This window comes from Variovorax sp. GW821-FHT09D05 (assembly GCF_059416325.1).
Window position 1 is genome coordinate 630975 of sequence record NZ_JBWKOZ010000003.1, and the last position, 15314, is coordinate 646288.

The following is a 15314-nucleotide window of genomic DNA, read 5'->3' on the forward strand; positions in this document are numbered from 1 at the left end:
AAATGATGAAACTCAGACCAGCGACGCCAGCTCGGCAGGCATTTCGCCGCGCGGGCGCAGGTGGTCTTCGATGAAGGCGGGCGTGATCTCGTCGAGCGTGGCCGGGCTCCAGCGCGGGTTGCGGTCCTTGTCGACCAGCACGGCGCGGATGCCTTCGGCAAAGTCCTTGTGCGCGCAGAAGCCCAGCGAAGCCCAGTATTCGAGGCGGAACACTTCGGCCAGCGACATGCGCAGCACGCGCTGCCACAGCTCGAAGCTCAGCGCGGCCGAGCTCGGCGCGCCCTTGGCGAAGGTCTTGGCCGCCGTCTGCAGCCACGCGTCGTCGCTTTGCAGGTCATGCAGGCGCTTCGCGATGTCGAGCAGGTCGTCGCCAGCCATCAGGGCGTTGATGGTGTCGTAGTGCTCTCGCACCTTCGAGGCCGGCATCTCCGCGCCCTCGCCCGCCTTGGCGAGGATGCGCGACAGCGTGGCGCGGTCGGCCTTCTGCTCGCCTGCCCACTGCGTGGCGCCGATAGCTTCGAGCACTTCGCCCTTGCGCTCCTGCGGCACCAGCACGTCGGCCAGTCCGCAGAAGATGGTGTCGGCGGCGTTGACGTTGGCGGCCGTGAGCGCGAGAAACAGCCCCGTGCGGCCCGGCGTGCGGCGCAGGAACCAGCTGCCGCCCACGTCCGGGTACAGGCCGATGTTGATCTCGGGCATCGCGATGCGGCTCTGCAGCGTCATCACGCGGTGCGATGCACCGGCCAACAGGCCCACGCCGCCGCCCATCACGATGCCGTGGCCCCAGCACAGGAAGGGCTTGGGGAAGGTGTGGATCAGGTAGTCGAGCTCGTACTCTTCGCGGAAGAAGTCTTCGGCGTAGGTGTTGCGCGCGGGACCGCAGTCGAGCAGCGTCTGGTAGAGCTGGCGCAGGTCGCCGCCGGCGCAGAAGGCCTTCTCGCCTGCCGCCTGCAGCAGCACGCCGACGATGCCGGCGTCCTGCGCCCATTCGCGCAGCTTTGGCGTGAGCAGGCGCACCATGTCCACGGACAGCGCGTTGAGCGAAGCCGGTGCGTTGAGCGTGGCCACGGCAAAGCGCTGGCCACCGGCGGTCTTGATTTCGTCGAAGAGAACTACGGAGTCGGTCATTGTCTTGAGGGGTTCTGGATGCGGGGTTTCAGCGGATATCGCTGTCCCCTTCCAGCAATTTTCGCGCAACGATCACGCGCATGATCTCGTTGGTGCCTTCGAGGATCTGGTGAACCCGCGCATCGCGAACCAGCCGCTCCAGCGGGAACTCGCTCAGGTAGCCATAGCCCCCGTGCAGCTGCAGCGCGTCGTTGCAGACGTTGAAACCCGCATCGGTCGCAAAGCGCTTGGCCATCGCGCAATAGGTGCTCGCATCGGCATGGCCGGCATCGAGCTTCGATGCCGCGAGCCGCACCATCTGCCGCGCAGCAACCAGCTCGGTCGCCATGTCGGCCAGCTTGAACTGCAGCGCCTGGAAGCTCGCGAGCGGCTTGCCGAACTGCTGGCGCTCGTGCAGGTAGCGGCGCGCTGCATCCAGCGCGCCCTGCGCAGCACCCACCGAGCAGGTCGCGATGTTGATGCGCCCGCCGTCCAGCCCTTTCATGGCGATGCGAAAGCCCTCGCCTTCCTTGCCCAGCAGGTTCTGCGCGGGGATGCGCACGTTGTCGAAATTGATGGTGCGCGTGGGCTGGCTGTTCCAGCCCATCTTGTGCTCCTTCTTGCCGTAGCTGATGCCCGGCGCGTCGGCCGGCACCGCAAAGGCCGAGATGCCACTCGCGCCCGCGCCACCCGTGCGCGCCATCAGCACCAGCACGTCGGTCGAGCCCGCGCCCGAGATGAAGGCCTTGCCGCCGTTGATGACGTACTCGGCGCCCTGCAGCTCGGCGCGCGTCTTGAGCGAGCCAGCATCCGAACCGGCGCCGGGCTCGGTCAGGCAGTACGAGGCGAGCTTGCGCCCGCTCGTCAGTTCTTCGCCCCACTGCTGCGCCACCGCATCGGTCGCCCAGGTGCCGAGCATCCACGTCGCCATGTTGTGGATCGTGATGAAGGCCGTGGTCGAGGGGTCGACCGCGGCCATCTCCTCGAACACCAGCGCTGCGTCGAGTCGCGGCAGGCCGAGGCCGCCGACGCGCTCAGGCGCGTAGAGGCCGCAGAAGCCCAGCTCGCCGGCCTTTGCGATGGCCTCCTTCGGGAAGATGGCCTCGGCGTCCCACTGCGCCGCGTGCGGCGCGAACTCGGCCTGTGCAAAGTCGCGCGCAGTCTGTGCGAAGGCGCGCTGCTCTTCGGAAAGTTCGAAGTCCATCCGGCGGACTTCTTACTTGAGGCTGATCGTCGTGTTCACGCCGTGCGAGACGGTGCTGTCGTCGAACCAGCGTGCCGTCACCGTCTTGGTCTGCGTGTAGAACATGATGACCTGCTTGCCGTACGGGCCCAGGTCGCCCAGCTTCGACGCACGCGAGCCGGTGAACGAGAACATCGGAACCGGCACCGGAATCGGCACGTTGATGCCGACCTGGCCCACGTCGATGTCTTCCTGGAACCGGCGCGCTGCGGCACCCGACTGCGTGAAGATCGCCGTGCCGTTGCCGTTCGGGTTGCTGTTGATCAGCTCGATGGCTTCGTCGATGTTCTCTGCATCGGCAATGCAAAGCACCGGGCCGAAGATTTCCTGGTCATAGATCGTCATGCCGGGCTTCACGCCGGTGAAGATCGTCGGGCCGACGAAGTTGCCCTTCTCGTAGCCGGGTACGGTGGGCTTGCGGCCGTCGAGCACCAGTTGAGCACCGTCGGCTTCGCCACGTTCGATGAGGCTGTTGACGCGGTCGTACGCCGCGCACGAAACCAGCGGGCCCACGTCCACGCCCTTTTCAGTGCCGGCGCCGATCTTCAGCGTCTTCGCCTTCTCGATGAGCTCGGGCACCCAGTTGCGCGCCTCGCCCACCAGCACCGCGACCGACACGGCCATGCAGCGTTGACCGGCGGCACCGAAGCTCGCGCCGGCCAGCGCATTGAGCGTCTGCTCCTTGTTCGCGTCGGGCATCACGATGGCGTGATTCTTCGCGCCCATCATGCATTGCGCGCGCTTGCCGTTCAGCGTGGCGCGGTTGTAGACGTGTGTGCCGACCTTGGTCGAGCCGACGAAGCTGATCGCCTTGATGTCCTTGTGGTCGCAGATGCCGTTGACGATGGCTTCGCCGCCATGCACCACGTTCAGCACGCCGGGCGGAATGCCGGCTTCCAGCGCCAGTTCGCACAGGCGCATGGTGACCATCGGGTCCTGCTCGGAAGGCTTCAGCACGAAGGTGTTGCCGGTGACGATGGCCATCGGGAACATCCACAGCGGAATCATGGCCGGGAAGTTGAACGGCGTGATGCCGGCGCACACGCCCAGCGGCTGCAGCAGCGTGTAGGTATCGACGCCATTGGCCACGTTGTTGGCCAGCTCGCCGAGCTGCAGGTTGCCGATGTTCGATGCGTGCTCCACCACCTCGAGGCCGCGGAACACATCGCCCTCCGCGTCGGGCAGCGTCTTGCCCTGCTCGGCCGTGAGGATCGCGGCGAGCTCGCCCATGTGTTCGCGAATGAGCTGCTGCAGCTTCAGGAAGATGCGGGCGCGCGCACCAATGGGCGTCTTGCGCCAGGTCTTGAAGGCTTCCTTGGCAGAGGCCACGGCGGCATCCAGCTCGGCCGGCGTCGCGAAGGGCACGCGGGCCAGCACCTGCTGCGTGGCCGGATTGACGACGTCGCGCCATTCGGTGGTCTTCGATTCGACCAGCTTGCCGCCGATCAGCAATTTGACGGTGGCGACCTGGGTCGAGGGCGTGGTGGTGGCGTCCATGGGGTTTGTCTCCTGTGAATCCGGTGAAATTCGGGTGCCGGTCTGGCCGGTTCGGTCACGCATCCTAGCTTTGCAGATTTGCCATGACAATAGACAAATATGCGCGGCCGCTTTGCAAAAATGCAGAGCCTCAAACCAAAAACACGAGGGCACATGGACTGGGACAACCTTCGCTACTTCTTCGAACTCGCCCGCTCGGGCACCCTGATGAGCGCGGCCCGCCGGCTCGAGGTCGACCACACCACCGTCGCGCGCCGCATCCAGGCACTGGAAAAGGAAGTCGGCGCCCCGCTCTTCTCGCGCGAATCGGGCGGCCACCGGCTCACCGAGGCGGGCCGGCGGCTGCAACCGCAGGTCGAGGCAATGGAGAGCGCCTTCCGCACCGTGGAAAGCGCAGCGCCGGCCTCGCAGGAAGGCTTGTCGGGGCTGGTGCGCATCGGCGCGACCGAGGGCTTCGGCACGGTGGTGCTGGCGCCGCAGCTGGCGCTGTTCGCGGTGCAGCATCCGAAGCTCACCATCGACCTGCTCGCGATGCCGCGCCTCGTGCATCTGTCGCGGCGCGAGGCCGACATCGTGATCTCGCTCGAGCGCCCGGCGCGCGGGCCGGTGGTGGTCACCAAGCTCACCGACTACACGCTGCGGCTCTACGCCTCGAAAAAGTACCTGGCCGCACACAAGCCCATCAAGACGCGCGAAGACCTGCGCGGCCACACCTTCATCAGCTACGTCGACGACCTGCTCTTCAGCAAGGAACTGCAGTACCTCGACGAACTGCACCGCCCCGACGCCTTCGCGCTGCGCAGCACCAGCGTGCTCGCGCAGCACAGCGCGGTGGTAGCGGGCGCGGGCATTGCGGTGCTCCCGGCCTTCATCGCGGAGAACGACAGCGCGCTGCGCCCCGTGCTGCCCGGACAGGCGAACTTCACGCGCACGTTCTGGATGTCGATGCCGGCAGAGACCAAGCATCTCGGGCGCATGCAGACGGTGTGGAACTTCCTGCGCGAGACGGTACAGGCGCGGCAGGCGCTGTTGCTTCTGGCCCCGCCCGGCGATGAGAATGGCGCCTCACAGCAGCAGCAACGCCCGGCCCGCCCGCGCAGGCCAGCCCCGTAGCCAGCCCCCAAACACGGAGACCCGCCCCATGCCACGCCACCGCCCCGCACGTCTTGAACACATCGCAGGCATCGGCGTCGACCGCATGGGTGCCATTGCCGACGATGCCGATGGCCCGCCGTTTCTTCGGCTCGAGAACCTCGACGTCGACATCCCGCCCGACCCCGAAGCCATTGCGCGCACCGTGCGTGGGGCCTCGGAAGATTCGGACAACAGCTACTTGCCCTTCGTCGGCCAGTCGCGATTGCGCGATGTGGCGGCGCGGCATGTGTCGGCGCTGTCGGGCGTGGCGTACAGCGGCGCGCGCAACTGCGTGATCTCGGCAGGCGGGCTCTCGGGCATCCTCAATGCGCTGCTCGCGACCGTCGAGGTGGGCGACGAAGTGCTGGTGACCGATCCGACCTACGCGGGGCTGCTCAACCGCATCCGCCTCGCCGGCGGCACGCCGAAGTACGTGCCGTTCCAGTTCAGCCCCGGCGGCGAATGGAAGCTCGATCGCGCCGCGCTGCAAGCCGCCATCAGCCCCCGCGTGCGCGTGATGCTGCTGATGTCGCCCTTGATGCCCACGGGCGGCTGCTTCGATGAAGACGACTGGCGTGCCATCGCCGCACTGTGCGTGCAGCACGACCTGACGCTGATCCTCGACAGCGCCATGGAACGCCTGCTGTTCGACGGCCGGCAAGTGATCCACCCGGCAGGATTGCCCGGCATGGCCGAGCGCACGATCACCGTGGGCTCGTCGGCCAAGGAGCTGCGCATGATCGGCTGGCGCGTCGGCTGGACCGTGGCGCCCGAGAGCTACATGCCTGATCTCGTGGCCGTGTCGCTGGCCAATGTGGTGGTGCCGGTGGGCATCGCGCAGGATGCAGTGGCAACGGCGCTGGAACAATCGGTGCGCACGCTCGCGCCGTACGTGGGCGAGCTGGAGCAGCGGCGTGACACGGTGCTGGACGAACTTCGCGGCCTGCCTGTCGGTGTACCGGGCGGTGGCTGGTCGCTGCTGCTGCGCACGAGCGACTTCGGCATCGACGGGCAAACGCTGTCGCAGCGCCTGCTGTCGCATCGCGTCTGCGCCACGGCGATGCAAGGCTGGGGCGAGACGCATGGCGCGCAGTATCTGCGCTTCGTGTTTTCCAACGAGCCGGTCGAGCGGCTGCGCGGATTGGGAGACAAGGTGCGGGCTGCGCTGGGCGCCTGAGCGCTCAGGACAAGCTCAGGAAAAAAGGCGCTTCAGAAATCCAGGCTTTGCCGCGGGCGCTGCAGCCTTCTCCAGCAGTTCGATCAGCCCTTCCACGCGCGGCTTCTTGAGCCGGCGCGCATAGTCGATGTAGCTCTCTTCCTTGTCCATCCTGTAGAGCCGCGGCGGCATCGGCAGGCCTTGCACCGCGCCCAGCAACACGCGCAGCGCGTCGATCTGGTTCATGCGGATGGCGCTCGTGATCGCGGACTCGCCGAACGACGGAATGATCTCGTTGGACTGCGCGAGGCCCGCACCGAGCAGGGCCTTGATTGCCGCCACATCGCCTTCGACGGCCGCCGCACCCAATGCATCGAGCGCCGCCGACTTTTCGGGCGAGAGACTGGCCTTGTAGGCATCGCTGCGCTTGTCGTCCTCGTCGCGCGCGTCGCCGCCTTCCATGATCATGAAGTCGGTCACCAGCGCCACGGGTTCGCCCGCAGCGTCGAGCGCCCAGAAGCTGGGGTAGCTGCCGTCGCCCCAGCCCGAGCGGAAGATCACCATGTTGCTCGCCGAGCCCGGCCCGAGCGGGTAGTGGTCGACGACGTTGGCGTCGCCCATCTCGCCCGCGAGCACGTCGTCGTAGTAGCTGATGAAATCGGGGGCGGCGGCTTCGCGCTTGTCGCGCTCGGCCATGGCGGCCGCGGCGTCGGGGTCCATGAAGCAGCCGACGCCTGCGTCGACCGGGTAGCCGTAGAACTCGCCGTCGCCCAACGCTTCGAGCGACTCCCCTTCCATCAGCGCCATCTGCCAGTTCAGATCGGCGGCGCGCAGGCTGCCGCGGTCACGCAGCCACAGCACCGCCAGCGCATGCCGCCCCTTGTCGTGCAGCACTTCGACGGGGAAGGCGCCGCGCGCCTGCAGCTCGCGCGCAAAGGGTTGCCGCTCGGGCTGCACCAGCGGGTCGCAGGCCACAACGCGCCCGCTCGTGATCTGCACCAGGCCGCAGGGCAGCCGCGCCAGGTGCCGCGCGCGGAGCGCATCGTCGTCGAGGAAAACGGCCTGGAGGTTGTCGATGTCGAGGTAGGGCATCGGCCCAGTTTCTCACTTCGCTGTGTCGGCCGGCCACACCGGCGGATGGCTGCCCGGCGGCTTCGAAGGGCGCGGCCACGCGGCGGGCGTTCGCGACAGCTGCGCGCTGTGGCGCAGTGCGGCAAGTTCACCAAAGCCGGAGGCCGAGGTCTCGACGTACGGCTTGAGGTCGGGCCTTGCAATCGACAAGCCGCCGGGCACGCGACCAAGGCTGCGCAGCCACTGTCCCGTCTGCGCCAGCGACACCTGCACGTGCCAGCTGCCGCCCTCCTGCTGCTGTCGCCACAGCGCAGCGGCGGCACCGAATGCGATCAGGTAGCCGGTCGCTTCGTCGAGGATCTGCATCGGCAGCGGCTTCGGCTTGCCATCGCCGGCGGCCTCGCCTTCGGCGTGGTTGAAGCCCATTGCGGTCTGCACGAGCGAATCGAAACCGCGGCGATTGGCCCACGGACCTTGTGTGCCATAGGCCGTCAGCGACACGCACACGATGCCCGGCCGCAACCGCGCCAGCTCCGCCGGCCCGAAGCCCAGCGATGCAATGCCGCCGGGCCGGTAGCCCTGCACGAAGACATGCGCCTGCGTGGCGAGCTGCCGCAGCACGGCTCGGCCCTCGTCGGTGCGCAGGTCCACATGCGTCGAGAGCTTGCCGCGGCTGGTGTCGGCAATGGATTCGATGTTCGGCAGGTTCGGCGAATTGACGAGCATCACGTCGGCGCCATACGCCGCGAGCGCGCGCCCTCCCACGGGGCCCGCGAGGATCCGCGTCAGATCCAGCACGCGCACGCCGGTGAGTGGCCGTTGATCTTCGCGCAGCGGCGTCAGCGCGAGCGGCGGTGCGTCGCCGATCCGTTCGATGGTGAACAGCGGTTGCGCCGCAATGGCCTGGCCTTGCGGCGTGGCGCCCCACTCGTCGAAACGGCGCAGCGCGGTTGCCACCAGCCCTTGCGCAGCGGCGGCATCCTCGAATTCATGCGCGCGCCAGGTCGCCATCACCGCCTCGGCTTCGGCGCGCGTGGCAGTGGCCGGATCCAGCTTCATGAGCTTCAACGCCCCATCGCGGTGATGCGCAAAGTTCGCGTGAATGCGCACCCAGCCATCGGCGCAGCGGTACAGCCCCGAGAAGGTGTCCCACGGATCGGGCACGCGCCCGTCGAGGCTGAACCAGCCTGTGCAGTCGAGCGCCGCATGCTGCATGTCGACGCCGACCTGCTGGCGCGCCGAACCTCGCAGGTGCCCGAGCTCGCAGGCAGCCAGCGCCGCCGCAGCGATGGTGCTCTGTGCCGCCACGCCGACCGCGAAAGACGACGGCAGCACCGGGTCGGCGCCCGTAGGCCGTACAAACGGCAAGGCTTCTGCGGGCAAGCCTGCCTGCCGCCAGATGCCGCCCAGAACTTCGCTTGCATTCATTCCTGTGTGCTCCAAAGAAAAAGGCAGGGCCCGCTCTCGCGGCCCTGCCTTCGTTGTCGTTGCGTTCGCTGCCCTGTTACTGGATCAGCTTGGCGCCGGTCTTGGACTGCAGCGTGTCGAAGCTGACGCCCGGCGCCAGCTCGACGACCTTCAGGCCCTCGGGCACCACGTCCATCACAGCCAGGTCGGTGATGATGCGGTCGACCACGCCCACGCCCGTCAGCGGCAGGGTGCACTTCTCGAGGATCTTCAGGTCCTCGGTGCCGTCCTTCTTCTTGGCCACGTGTTCCATCAGCACGATCACGCGCTTCACGCCAGCCACCAGGTCCATCGCACCGCCCATGCCCTTGACCATCTTGCCGGGGATCATCCAGTTGGCGAGGTCGCCCTTGGTGCTGACCTGCATCGCGCCCAGGATCGACAGGTTGATCTTGCCGCCGCGAATCATCGCGAAACTGTCATGGCTGCCGAAGATGGCCGAGCCGGGCAGAGTGGTCACGGTCTGCTTGCCGGCGTTGATCAGGTCGGCGTCGACCTGGTCTTCGGTCGGGAAGGGGCCGATGCCGAGCATGCCGTTCTCGCTCTGCAGCCACACTTCTTTCGTGCCGGTGTGGTTGGCCACCAGCGTCGGAATGCCGATGCCGAGGTTGACGTAGAAGCCGTCTTCGAGTTCTTGCGCGGCGCGGGCCGCCATCTGGTCTTGGGTCCAGGGCATCTCAGGCTCCTTCTTTCTTGTTGGCGGGCACGGTGGGCACGGGCACTTCGCTGGTGGCGGCGGCCTGGGCGATGGCGGTCTGGGCCTCGACCTTGGCGGCGGCGGCATCGACCGAGGCGCTCACGGTGCGCTTCTCGATGCGCTTCTCAGGGCTGGCGTTGAGCACGATGCGGTGCACGTAGATGCCCGGCAGGTGGATGTCGTCGGGAGCCAGCTCGCCCACTTCGACGATCTTCTCGACCTCGACGATGCAGATCTTGCCGGCCATGGCAGCGGCCGGGTTGAAGTTACGTGCCGTCAGGCGAAAGCGCAGGTTGCCCGACTTGTCGGCTACGTCGGCCTTGACCAGTGCCACGTCGGGCACGAGCGAACGTTCCATCACGTAGGTTTCGCCGTCGAATTCGCGCAGCTCCTTGCCTTCGGCCACTTGCGTGCCCACGCCGGTCTTGGTGAAGAAGGCCGGAATGCCCGCGCCGCCGGCGCGCAGCTTCTCGGCCAGCGTGCCCTGGGGCGTGAATTCGAGCTCGAGTTCGCCGGCCAGGTACTGGCGCTCGAACTCCTTGTTTTCGCCCACGTAGGAGGCGACCATCTTCTTGATCTGGCGCGTTTCCAGCAGCTTGCCGAGGCCGAAGCCGTCGACGCCCGCGTTGTTCGAGACAACGGTGAGGTTCTGCACGCCGGAATCCTTGAGCGCTTCGATCAGCGCTTCGGGAATGCCGCACAGACCGAAGCCGCCGACCGCGAGCATCTGCCCGTCGGCCACGACCCCCTTGAGTGCCGCGTCTGCGGAGGGATAAATCTTGTTCACTCGGGCTCCTTGATGGATGAATGGAGAGTGGGTGGGAAAGCCCTGAACGATACTACCTACTCGCATACGTAGTATTTCGTAATGGTGACCCCCGATGCCCGAGATCGATTACCGGCTGGCTTTTGAGCATGCACCCGTCGGCATGGTGGTTTCGAGCAACCGCACCATCGTGGCCTGCAACGTGCGCGTGTGCGAGATTTTTGGCGCAACGCCCTCCGCGCTGGTCGGGCATTCGTTCAGCATCCTGTACCCCAGCGTGGCCGAGTTCGAGCGCATCGGCAAGCGCATGGAGCCCTTTCTGAACGCCAGCGGGCACTACGCCGACAACCGCATGATGAGGCGCCTGGGTGGCCTGCACGGCGCCATTGCAGGCGAAACCTTCTGGTGCCACGTCACGGGCCATGCGATGAATCGCGCCGCCCCGCACGAGGCCGGCATCTGGACTTTCGAAGACCTGGGCTCGCGCCGCGCAGTAAAGGCCGAACTCACGCCGCGCGAGCGAGAGGTGGCGGCGCAGGTGATGCGCGGGCTGACCTCCAAGGAAATCGGCAAGGCGCTGGGCATCAGCCACCGCACGGTGGAGCTGCACCGGGCGCGGTTGATGCGCAAATACGCGGCTGCGACCACGGCCGAGCTGGTGCAGAAGCTGATCGCGGGTTGAGCCCGACGATTGCCGGGGCCCGCCGGAAGTTCCGGCCACAAGCCACCTGATCGTTGCGAAAACGGAAACGCCGTGTCGTCGAAACGCCTGCTCCGTTGCGCGCGGCGAGGCCTATCGTTGAGGCCATGCAGGGCAGGAAGCCCGCAACCACTCAGGAGTCTGAAATGTCCACACGTATCCATTCCGAAACCAGCCTCTTGCTGCAAACGCAGGCCTCGTTCGCACGGGCCCACGCGCTCGCTGTGCAGAAGGTGCCCGTCGCACTGACGCTCTCGGCAATCATCCTGTCGATCATCAACGTCAAGCTGTAGCCGTTCATGCTGTGGCAGGCTTGGGGCTCGACTCCAGGCCGCCCGACATGACCGTTCCATCCAGCATTCTTCCCTTCTGGGAGCGATTCCAGGCCACCGCCGGCGCCGACATGTCGGCCCGCTTTGGCGAGGCCTTCTACTTCGACGACAACGAGGCCGGCGCCACCGAACTGGCAAAGCTCGTCCTGGACGGGCGCAAGCGCGGCACCGCGAGCCTCGAATGGTCCTTCGAATCGACCGGCAGGCCACGGCCCAAGCCCGGTGACCTGAGCGTGGTGACCGACTGGCATGGCAAGCCCCTGTGCGTGATCGAAACCCTCAGCGTGGTGGTCATGCCCTTCGATGAGGTCGGTGAAGACTTCGTGGCCGTCGAGGCCGAAGGCGATTGCTCGCTGCGCTACTGGCGCGAAGGCCACTGGAAGTACTTCAGCGGCGAATGCGAGCGTCTCGGCAGGAAGCCCGACCTGCGCATGCCGGTGCTGTGCGAGACCTTCGAGGTCGTCTACCAGGAAGACTGAGGGCCCCGCCCCCCTTCAATCCGGCTTGATGTCCGCCGACTTGATCACCTTCGACCAGGTCGCCAGCTCCTGGTCGACGAACTTCGCGAGCGTTGGCGAGTCCATGTAGGTCGCGAAGGCGCCCTGCTCGTCGACCTTCTTGCGGAAGGCTTCGCTCTCCACGATCTTCTTCAGCTCCGCGCTGAGCCTGGCGACGACCTCGGGCGGCGTCTTCGCCGGCGCGAACACCGCGAACCACGACTCGACCTCGTAGCCCGGCAGGCCCGCCTCGGCCGATGTCGGCACATTGGGCATCGACGGATGGCGCTTCGTGCCCGTATAGGCCAGCGCCTTGATGCGCCCGCCCGCGAAGTGGCCGATGACCGAGGGCGGCGTGGTGATGAACATGTCGACGTTGCCCGAGATCAGGTCGTTGATGGCCGGGCCCGAGCCCTTGTAGGGCACATGCGTCATCGCCTGCTTCGACTGCCGCGACAGCAGCTCGCCCGCAATGTGCTGGATCGAGCCGTTGCCCGACGAGGCGTAGAACAGGCCGCCTTCCTTCTTCTTGCCGTATTCGATGAGTTCCTTCATCGAGTTCACCGGGAGCTTGCCGCTCACCGCGACGACGTGCGGCGCGCGCATCACCATCGCCACCGGCACGAAGTCTTTCGTCGGGCTCCACCTGATGTTCGGGTAGAGCGAGGGGTTGCCGACGTGGAAGCCCGAGTACTGCATCAGCAGTGTGTAGCCGTCCGGCGCGGCGCGCGCCACGAACTCGGTGCCGATGTTGCCGCTGGCGCCAGGCTTGTTGTCGATGACCACGGGCTGGCCCAGCGCGCGCTGCAGCGGATCGCCGACCATGCGCGCCATGATGTCGGTGGAGCCGGCCGGCGACGTGGGCACGATCATGGTGATCGGCTTCGAGGGCCAGGTGTCGGCGTTTGCAGCCGAGGCAGCCAGCGCAAGGCCGACCGCGAGAAGGCGGTGGATGGGTTTCATGGTTTGTCTCCGGTGGTTTTGTATTTGGCTTGCTGCTTGCTGTCTTCGGGCCCGCGCCGTCAGGGCGCCAGCTCCGATATCTCGATCAGGTTCAGGTCAGGGTCGCGCACATAGACCGAGCGGATGCGCGATGTAGCGCCCGTACGCATCACGGGGCCTTCGAGGATCGGCACGTCGTGCTCCTTCAGCCGCGCGATGACTTCCTCGAGCGGCACGCTGGCAATGAAGCACAGGTCGAGCGACCCCGGCGTCGGCAGCTGCGCCTTGGGCTCGAACTCGTGGTCCTTGATGTGCAGGTTGATCTTCTGGTTGCCGAAGCGAAAAGCCTTGCGGCCGGCGCCGAAGCTTTCGAGCGCCATGCCCATCACATCGACGTAGAAACGGGTGCAGGCTTCTTCGTGCGCAGTCGTCAGCACGAGATGGTCCAGATGGTCGATCACGGGTGGAGCTCCTTCTGTCCGCGCTCCTTGGCACGGGCAACGATGTCGTTGAAATCCGCGGGCGGTGCATGCCGGGTCAGCCGATGGCCCGCGCGCGAGACCTGGCTCGACAGCTCATGCTGTACGAGCGATTCCAGCTCGGCCGCGGCGGCGATCAGGCCGTCCAGGTCCATGCCGGTGTCGTAGCCCATGCACCGCAGCATGTGCACCACGTCCTCGGTCGCCACATTGCCGGTCGCGCCCGGTGCATAGGGGCAGCCGCCGATGCCTCCGAGCGACATGTCCAACCGGTGGATGCCGGCCTCGACGGCAACGACTGTGTTTGCGAGGCCCATGCCGCGTGTGTTGTGGAAGTGGGCGGTCCAGTCCATCTGGGGATGAACCGCGATGACGTTCTCGCAGAGGGCCTGCACCTGCGTGGGATAGGCCATCCCAGTCGTATCGCACAGCGTGATGCCCTGCACCTCCAGCGCGGCGAAACGGTCGATCCAGCCTTGCACCGCTGCCAGCGGCACCTCGCCCTCCATCGGGCAGCCGAACACACACGAGAGCGACACGTTCACCGGCACCCCGGCCTGCTTCGCCAGCGCGACGACACCGGCCAGCTGCGCGAACGACTGCTCTTGCGTCATGCGCAAATTGGCGAGGTTGTGCGTCTCGCTCACCGACATGACGATGTTGAACTCGTCGATGCGGCTTTCCAGCGCGCGCTCGGCACCACGCACGTTCGGCACCAGCGCGGTATAGATCACACCGGGGCGCCTGGCGATGCGGTGCATCACCTCCTCGCCGTCGCGCAATGCCGGAATCGCTTTTGCCGAAGTGAACGACGTGACTTCGATCTTGGCGTAGCCCAGCCCGCTGAGCCGGTCGATCAGCACGACCTTGTCACCGGTGGGAATGAAGCGGCTCTCCATCTGGAAGCCGTCGCGGGTGGCGACCTCGTTGATGAGCAGCCGCGTGCCGTTGCCCGTCTTCATACGAGAAGCCCGCTTTCCGCGCGGCGCGCTGGCCAGCCAGCGCCCTGCAAATCGCCGGTGTGCTCGCCAAGGCGCGGCGCGGGATGCGCGATGCGTCCCGGCGTGGCGCTGAGCTTGGGTACCACGCCGGGCACCTTCAGCGTGGCACCGTCAGACGTGGGAGCCACAACGATCATCTCGCGCGCCAGGTACTGCGGGTCGCTCGCGATGTCGGCCACGGTGTAGATGCGCCCGACCGGCACGCCAGCAGCGTCGAGTGCGGCCAGCACTTCATCGCGGCTGCGCTGCAGCGTCCATGCCTCGATGGCGGCGTCGATCTCCGCCACGCGCCGCACGCGCCCGTCGTTGTGCACAAGCTCCGCGTCGTTCTCCAGGTCCGCGCGCCGGATGGCTCGCATCAGCCGGCGGAAGATGCTGTCGCCGTTGCCGGCCACCAGCACGTAGTGTCCGTCGTTGCACCGGTAGGCGTTGGTCGGCGCAATGCCGGGCAACGCGCTGCCGGCGCGCTCGCGCACCGCGCCGAAGGCGTCGTACTCGGGCAGCAGGCTTTCCATCACGTTGAACACCGACTCGTACAGCGCCACGTCGATGAACTGCCCTTCCCCGCCATGGGCCATGCGATGGTGCAGCGCGGTCAGCACGCCGATCACGCCGTGCAGCGCTGCCAGCGTGTCGCCCAGCGACACCCCCACGCGCACCGGCACCCGCCCCGGCTCGCCGCTCAGATAACGCAGCCCGCCCATCGATTCGCCGAGCACGCCGAAGCCGGGCTTGTCGCGATAAGGCCCGGTCTGCCCGTAGCCCGAGATGCGCAGCATGATCAGCCGCGGGTTCAACGCGTGCAGCTGCTCCCACCCCAGGCCCCAGCCTTCGAGCGTGCCGGGCTTGAAGTTCTCGATGAGCACGTCAGCCTCGAGCGCCAGCGCGCGCGCTGCCTCCTGGCCTTCGGCGCTGCGCAGGTCGAGACACACCGAACGCTTGTTGCGCGACTGCACCTCCCACCATGCCGAAGTGCCATCGCGCAGCAGCCGCCACTTGCGCAGCGGGTCGCCGACGCCGGCCGGTTCGACCTTGATCACATCGGCGCCGAACTCCGCCAGCGTCTTGCCGGCGAAGGGGCCGGCAATGAGCTGGCCAAGCTCCAGCACTTTCAGGCCTTCGAGTGCATTCATGTCCGCGTCCGTCTCCTTGTTGGGTAAGGTCCGACTCTAGGAACAGATTGCGCCGGGCGGAATTGCTGTGACGGCAGCACTCCTTCGCAAAA

Annotated in this window: 16 protein-coding genes; 5 read left to right on the forward strand and 11 right to left on the reverse strand. The window is 66.8% G+C overall.

Annotated features, from left to right (window positions below):
* Positions 1-12: 12 nt before the first annotated feature.
* From AC07O3_RS10935 to AC07O3_RS10945, 3 genes are read right to left on the reverse strand one after another with little or no spacing between them, the layout of a single operon-like run.
* A complete protein-coding gene (locus AC07O3_RS10935; protein WP_093176223.1) occupies positions 13-1128 on the reverse strand; it encodes an enoyl-CoA hydratase/isomerase family protein in 1116 nt (371 codons plus the stop codon).
* A 28-nt stretch (positions 1129-1156) separates the two neighbouring features.
* Positions 1157-2311 (reverse strand): acyl-CoA dehydrogenase family protein, encoded by a 1155-nt coding sequence (locus tag AC07O3_RS10940; protein ID WP_426389091.1) that lies wholly within the window; start codon positions 2309-2311, stop codon positions 1157-1159.
* A gap of 12 nt (positions 2312-2323) precedes the next feature.
* Positions 2324-3847 (reverse strand): CoA-acylating methylmalonate-semialdehyde dehydrogenase, encoded by a 1524-nt coding sequence (locus AC07O3_RS10945; RefSeq protein WP_093073314.1) that lies wholly within the window; start codon positions 3845-3847, stop codon positions 2324-2326.
* Between the two features lie 153 nt (positions 3848-4000).
* On the opposite strand from AC07O3_RS10945, the gene AC07O3_RS10950 reads away from it, so the two are divergent.
* Together AC07O3_RS10950 and AC07O3_RS10955 are read left to right on the forward strand one after the other, a co-directional pair.
* Positions 4001-4960: a LysR family transcriptional regulator gene (locus AC07O3_RS10950; protein WP_495339300.1), complete on the forward strand. Its 960-nt coding sequence runs from the start codon at positions 4001-4003 to the stop codon at positions 4958-4960.
* A 28-nt stretch (positions 4961-4988) separates the two neighbouring features.
* A complete protein-coding gene (locus AC07O3_RS10955) occupies positions 4989-6158 on the forward strand; it encodes a pyridoxal phosphate-dependent aminotransferase (protein ID WP_495339301.1) in 1170 nt (389 codons plus the stop codon).
* A 15-nt stretch (positions 6159-6173) separates the two neighbouring features.
* Here the strand turns inward: AC07O3_RS10955 and AC07O3_RS10960 are convergent, their stop codons facing one another.
* The 4 genes from AC07O3_RS10960 to AC07O3_RS10975 form a co-directional block, all read right to left on the reverse strand.
* The gene (locus tag AC07O3_RS10960) at positions 6174-7229 is read right to left on the reverse strand and encodes a DUF4241 domain-containing protein (RefSeq protein WP_495339302.1); all 1056 of its coding nucleotides are present in this window, start codon (positions 7227-7229) and stop codon (positions 6174-6176) included.
* A 12-nt stretch (positions 7230-7241) separates the two neighbouring features.
* Complete coding sequence (locus AC07O3_RS10965) at positions 7242-8636, reverse strand: CoA transferase (protein ID WP_495339303.1); 1395 nt, start codon at positions 8634-8636, stop codon at positions 7242-7244.
* Positions 8637-8712: 76 nt separating this feature from the next.
* Positions 8713-9351, reverse strand: a complete 639-nt coding sequence (locus AC07O3_RS10970; protein WP_093055639.1) for a 3-oxoacid CoA-transferase subunit B — start codon at positions 9349-9351, stop codon at positions 8713-8715.
* 1 nt (position 9352) lies between these two features.
* Positions 9353-10159, reverse strand: coding sequence for a CoA transferase subunit A (locus AC07O3_RS10975; RefSeq protein WP_093055637.1), 807 nt, complete (start codon positions 10157-10159; stop codon positions 9353-9355).
* A gap of 94 nt (positions 10160-10253) precedes the next feature.
* Between AC07O3_RS10975 and AC07O3_RS10980 the strand changes: the two genes are divergently transcribed.
* From AC07O3_RS10980 to AC07O3_RS10990, 3 genes are all read left to right on the forward strand, one after another.
* Positions 10254-10820 (forward strand): LuxR C-terminal-related transcriptional regulator, encoded by a 567-nt coding sequence (locus AC07O3_RS10980; protein WP_093055635.1) that lies wholly within the window; start codon positions 10254-10256, stop codon positions 10818-10820.
* Positions 10821-10984: 164 nt separating this feature from the next.
* Positions 10985-11131, forward strand: a complete 147-nt coding sequence (locus AC07O3_RS10985; protein ID WP_176928800.1) for a hypothetical protein — start codon at positions 10985-10987, stop codon at positions 11129-11131.
* A 47-nt stretch (positions 11132-11178) separates the two neighbouring features.
* Entirely contained in the window at positions 11179-11649 is a 471-nt protein-coding gene (locus AC07O3_RS10990) for an ASCH domain-containing protein (RefSeq protein ID WP_495339304.1), read from the forward strand.
* Positions 11650-11664: 15 nt separating this feature from the next.
* Here AC07O3_RS10990 and AC07O3_RS10995 read toward each other — a convergent pair whose 3' ends face one another.
* Genes AC07O3_RS10995 through AC07O3_RS11010 form a run of 4 tightly spaced genes read right to left on the reverse strand, consistent with a single transcriptional unit; the run spans position 11665 to position 15222 of the window.
* Positions 11665-12630: a Bug family tripartite tricarboxylate transporter substrate binding protein gene (locus tag AC07O3_RS10995; RefSeq protein WP_495339305.1), complete on the reverse strand. Its 966-nt coding sequence runs from the start codon at positions 12628-12630 to the stop codon at positions 11665-11667.
* Positions 12631-12689: 59 nt separating this feature from the next.
* The gene (locus AC07O3_RS11000; protein WP_093055629.1) at positions 12690-13070 is read right to left on the reverse strand and encodes a VOC family protein; all 381 of its coding nucleotides are present in this window, start codon (positions 13068-13070) and stop codon (positions 12690-12692) included.
* Positions 13067-14050 (reverse strand): hydroxymethylglutaryl-CoA lyase, encoded by a 984-nt coding sequence (locus AC07O3_RS11005; protein WP_495339306.1) that lies wholly within the window; start codon positions 14048-14050, stop codon positions 13067-13069. The genes AC07O3_RS11000 and AC07O3_RS11005 overlap by 4 nt, the downstream gene beginning before the upstream one ends.
* Complete coding sequence (locus AC07O3_RS11010; protein ID WP_495339307.1) at positions 14047-15222, reverse strand: CaiB/BaiF CoA transferase family protein; 1176 nt, start codon at positions 15220-15222, stop codon at positions 14047-14049. The genes AC07O3_RS11005 and AC07O3_RS11010 overlap by 4 nt, the downstream gene beginning before the upstream one ends.
* Positions 15223-15314: the final 92 nt, after the last annotated feature.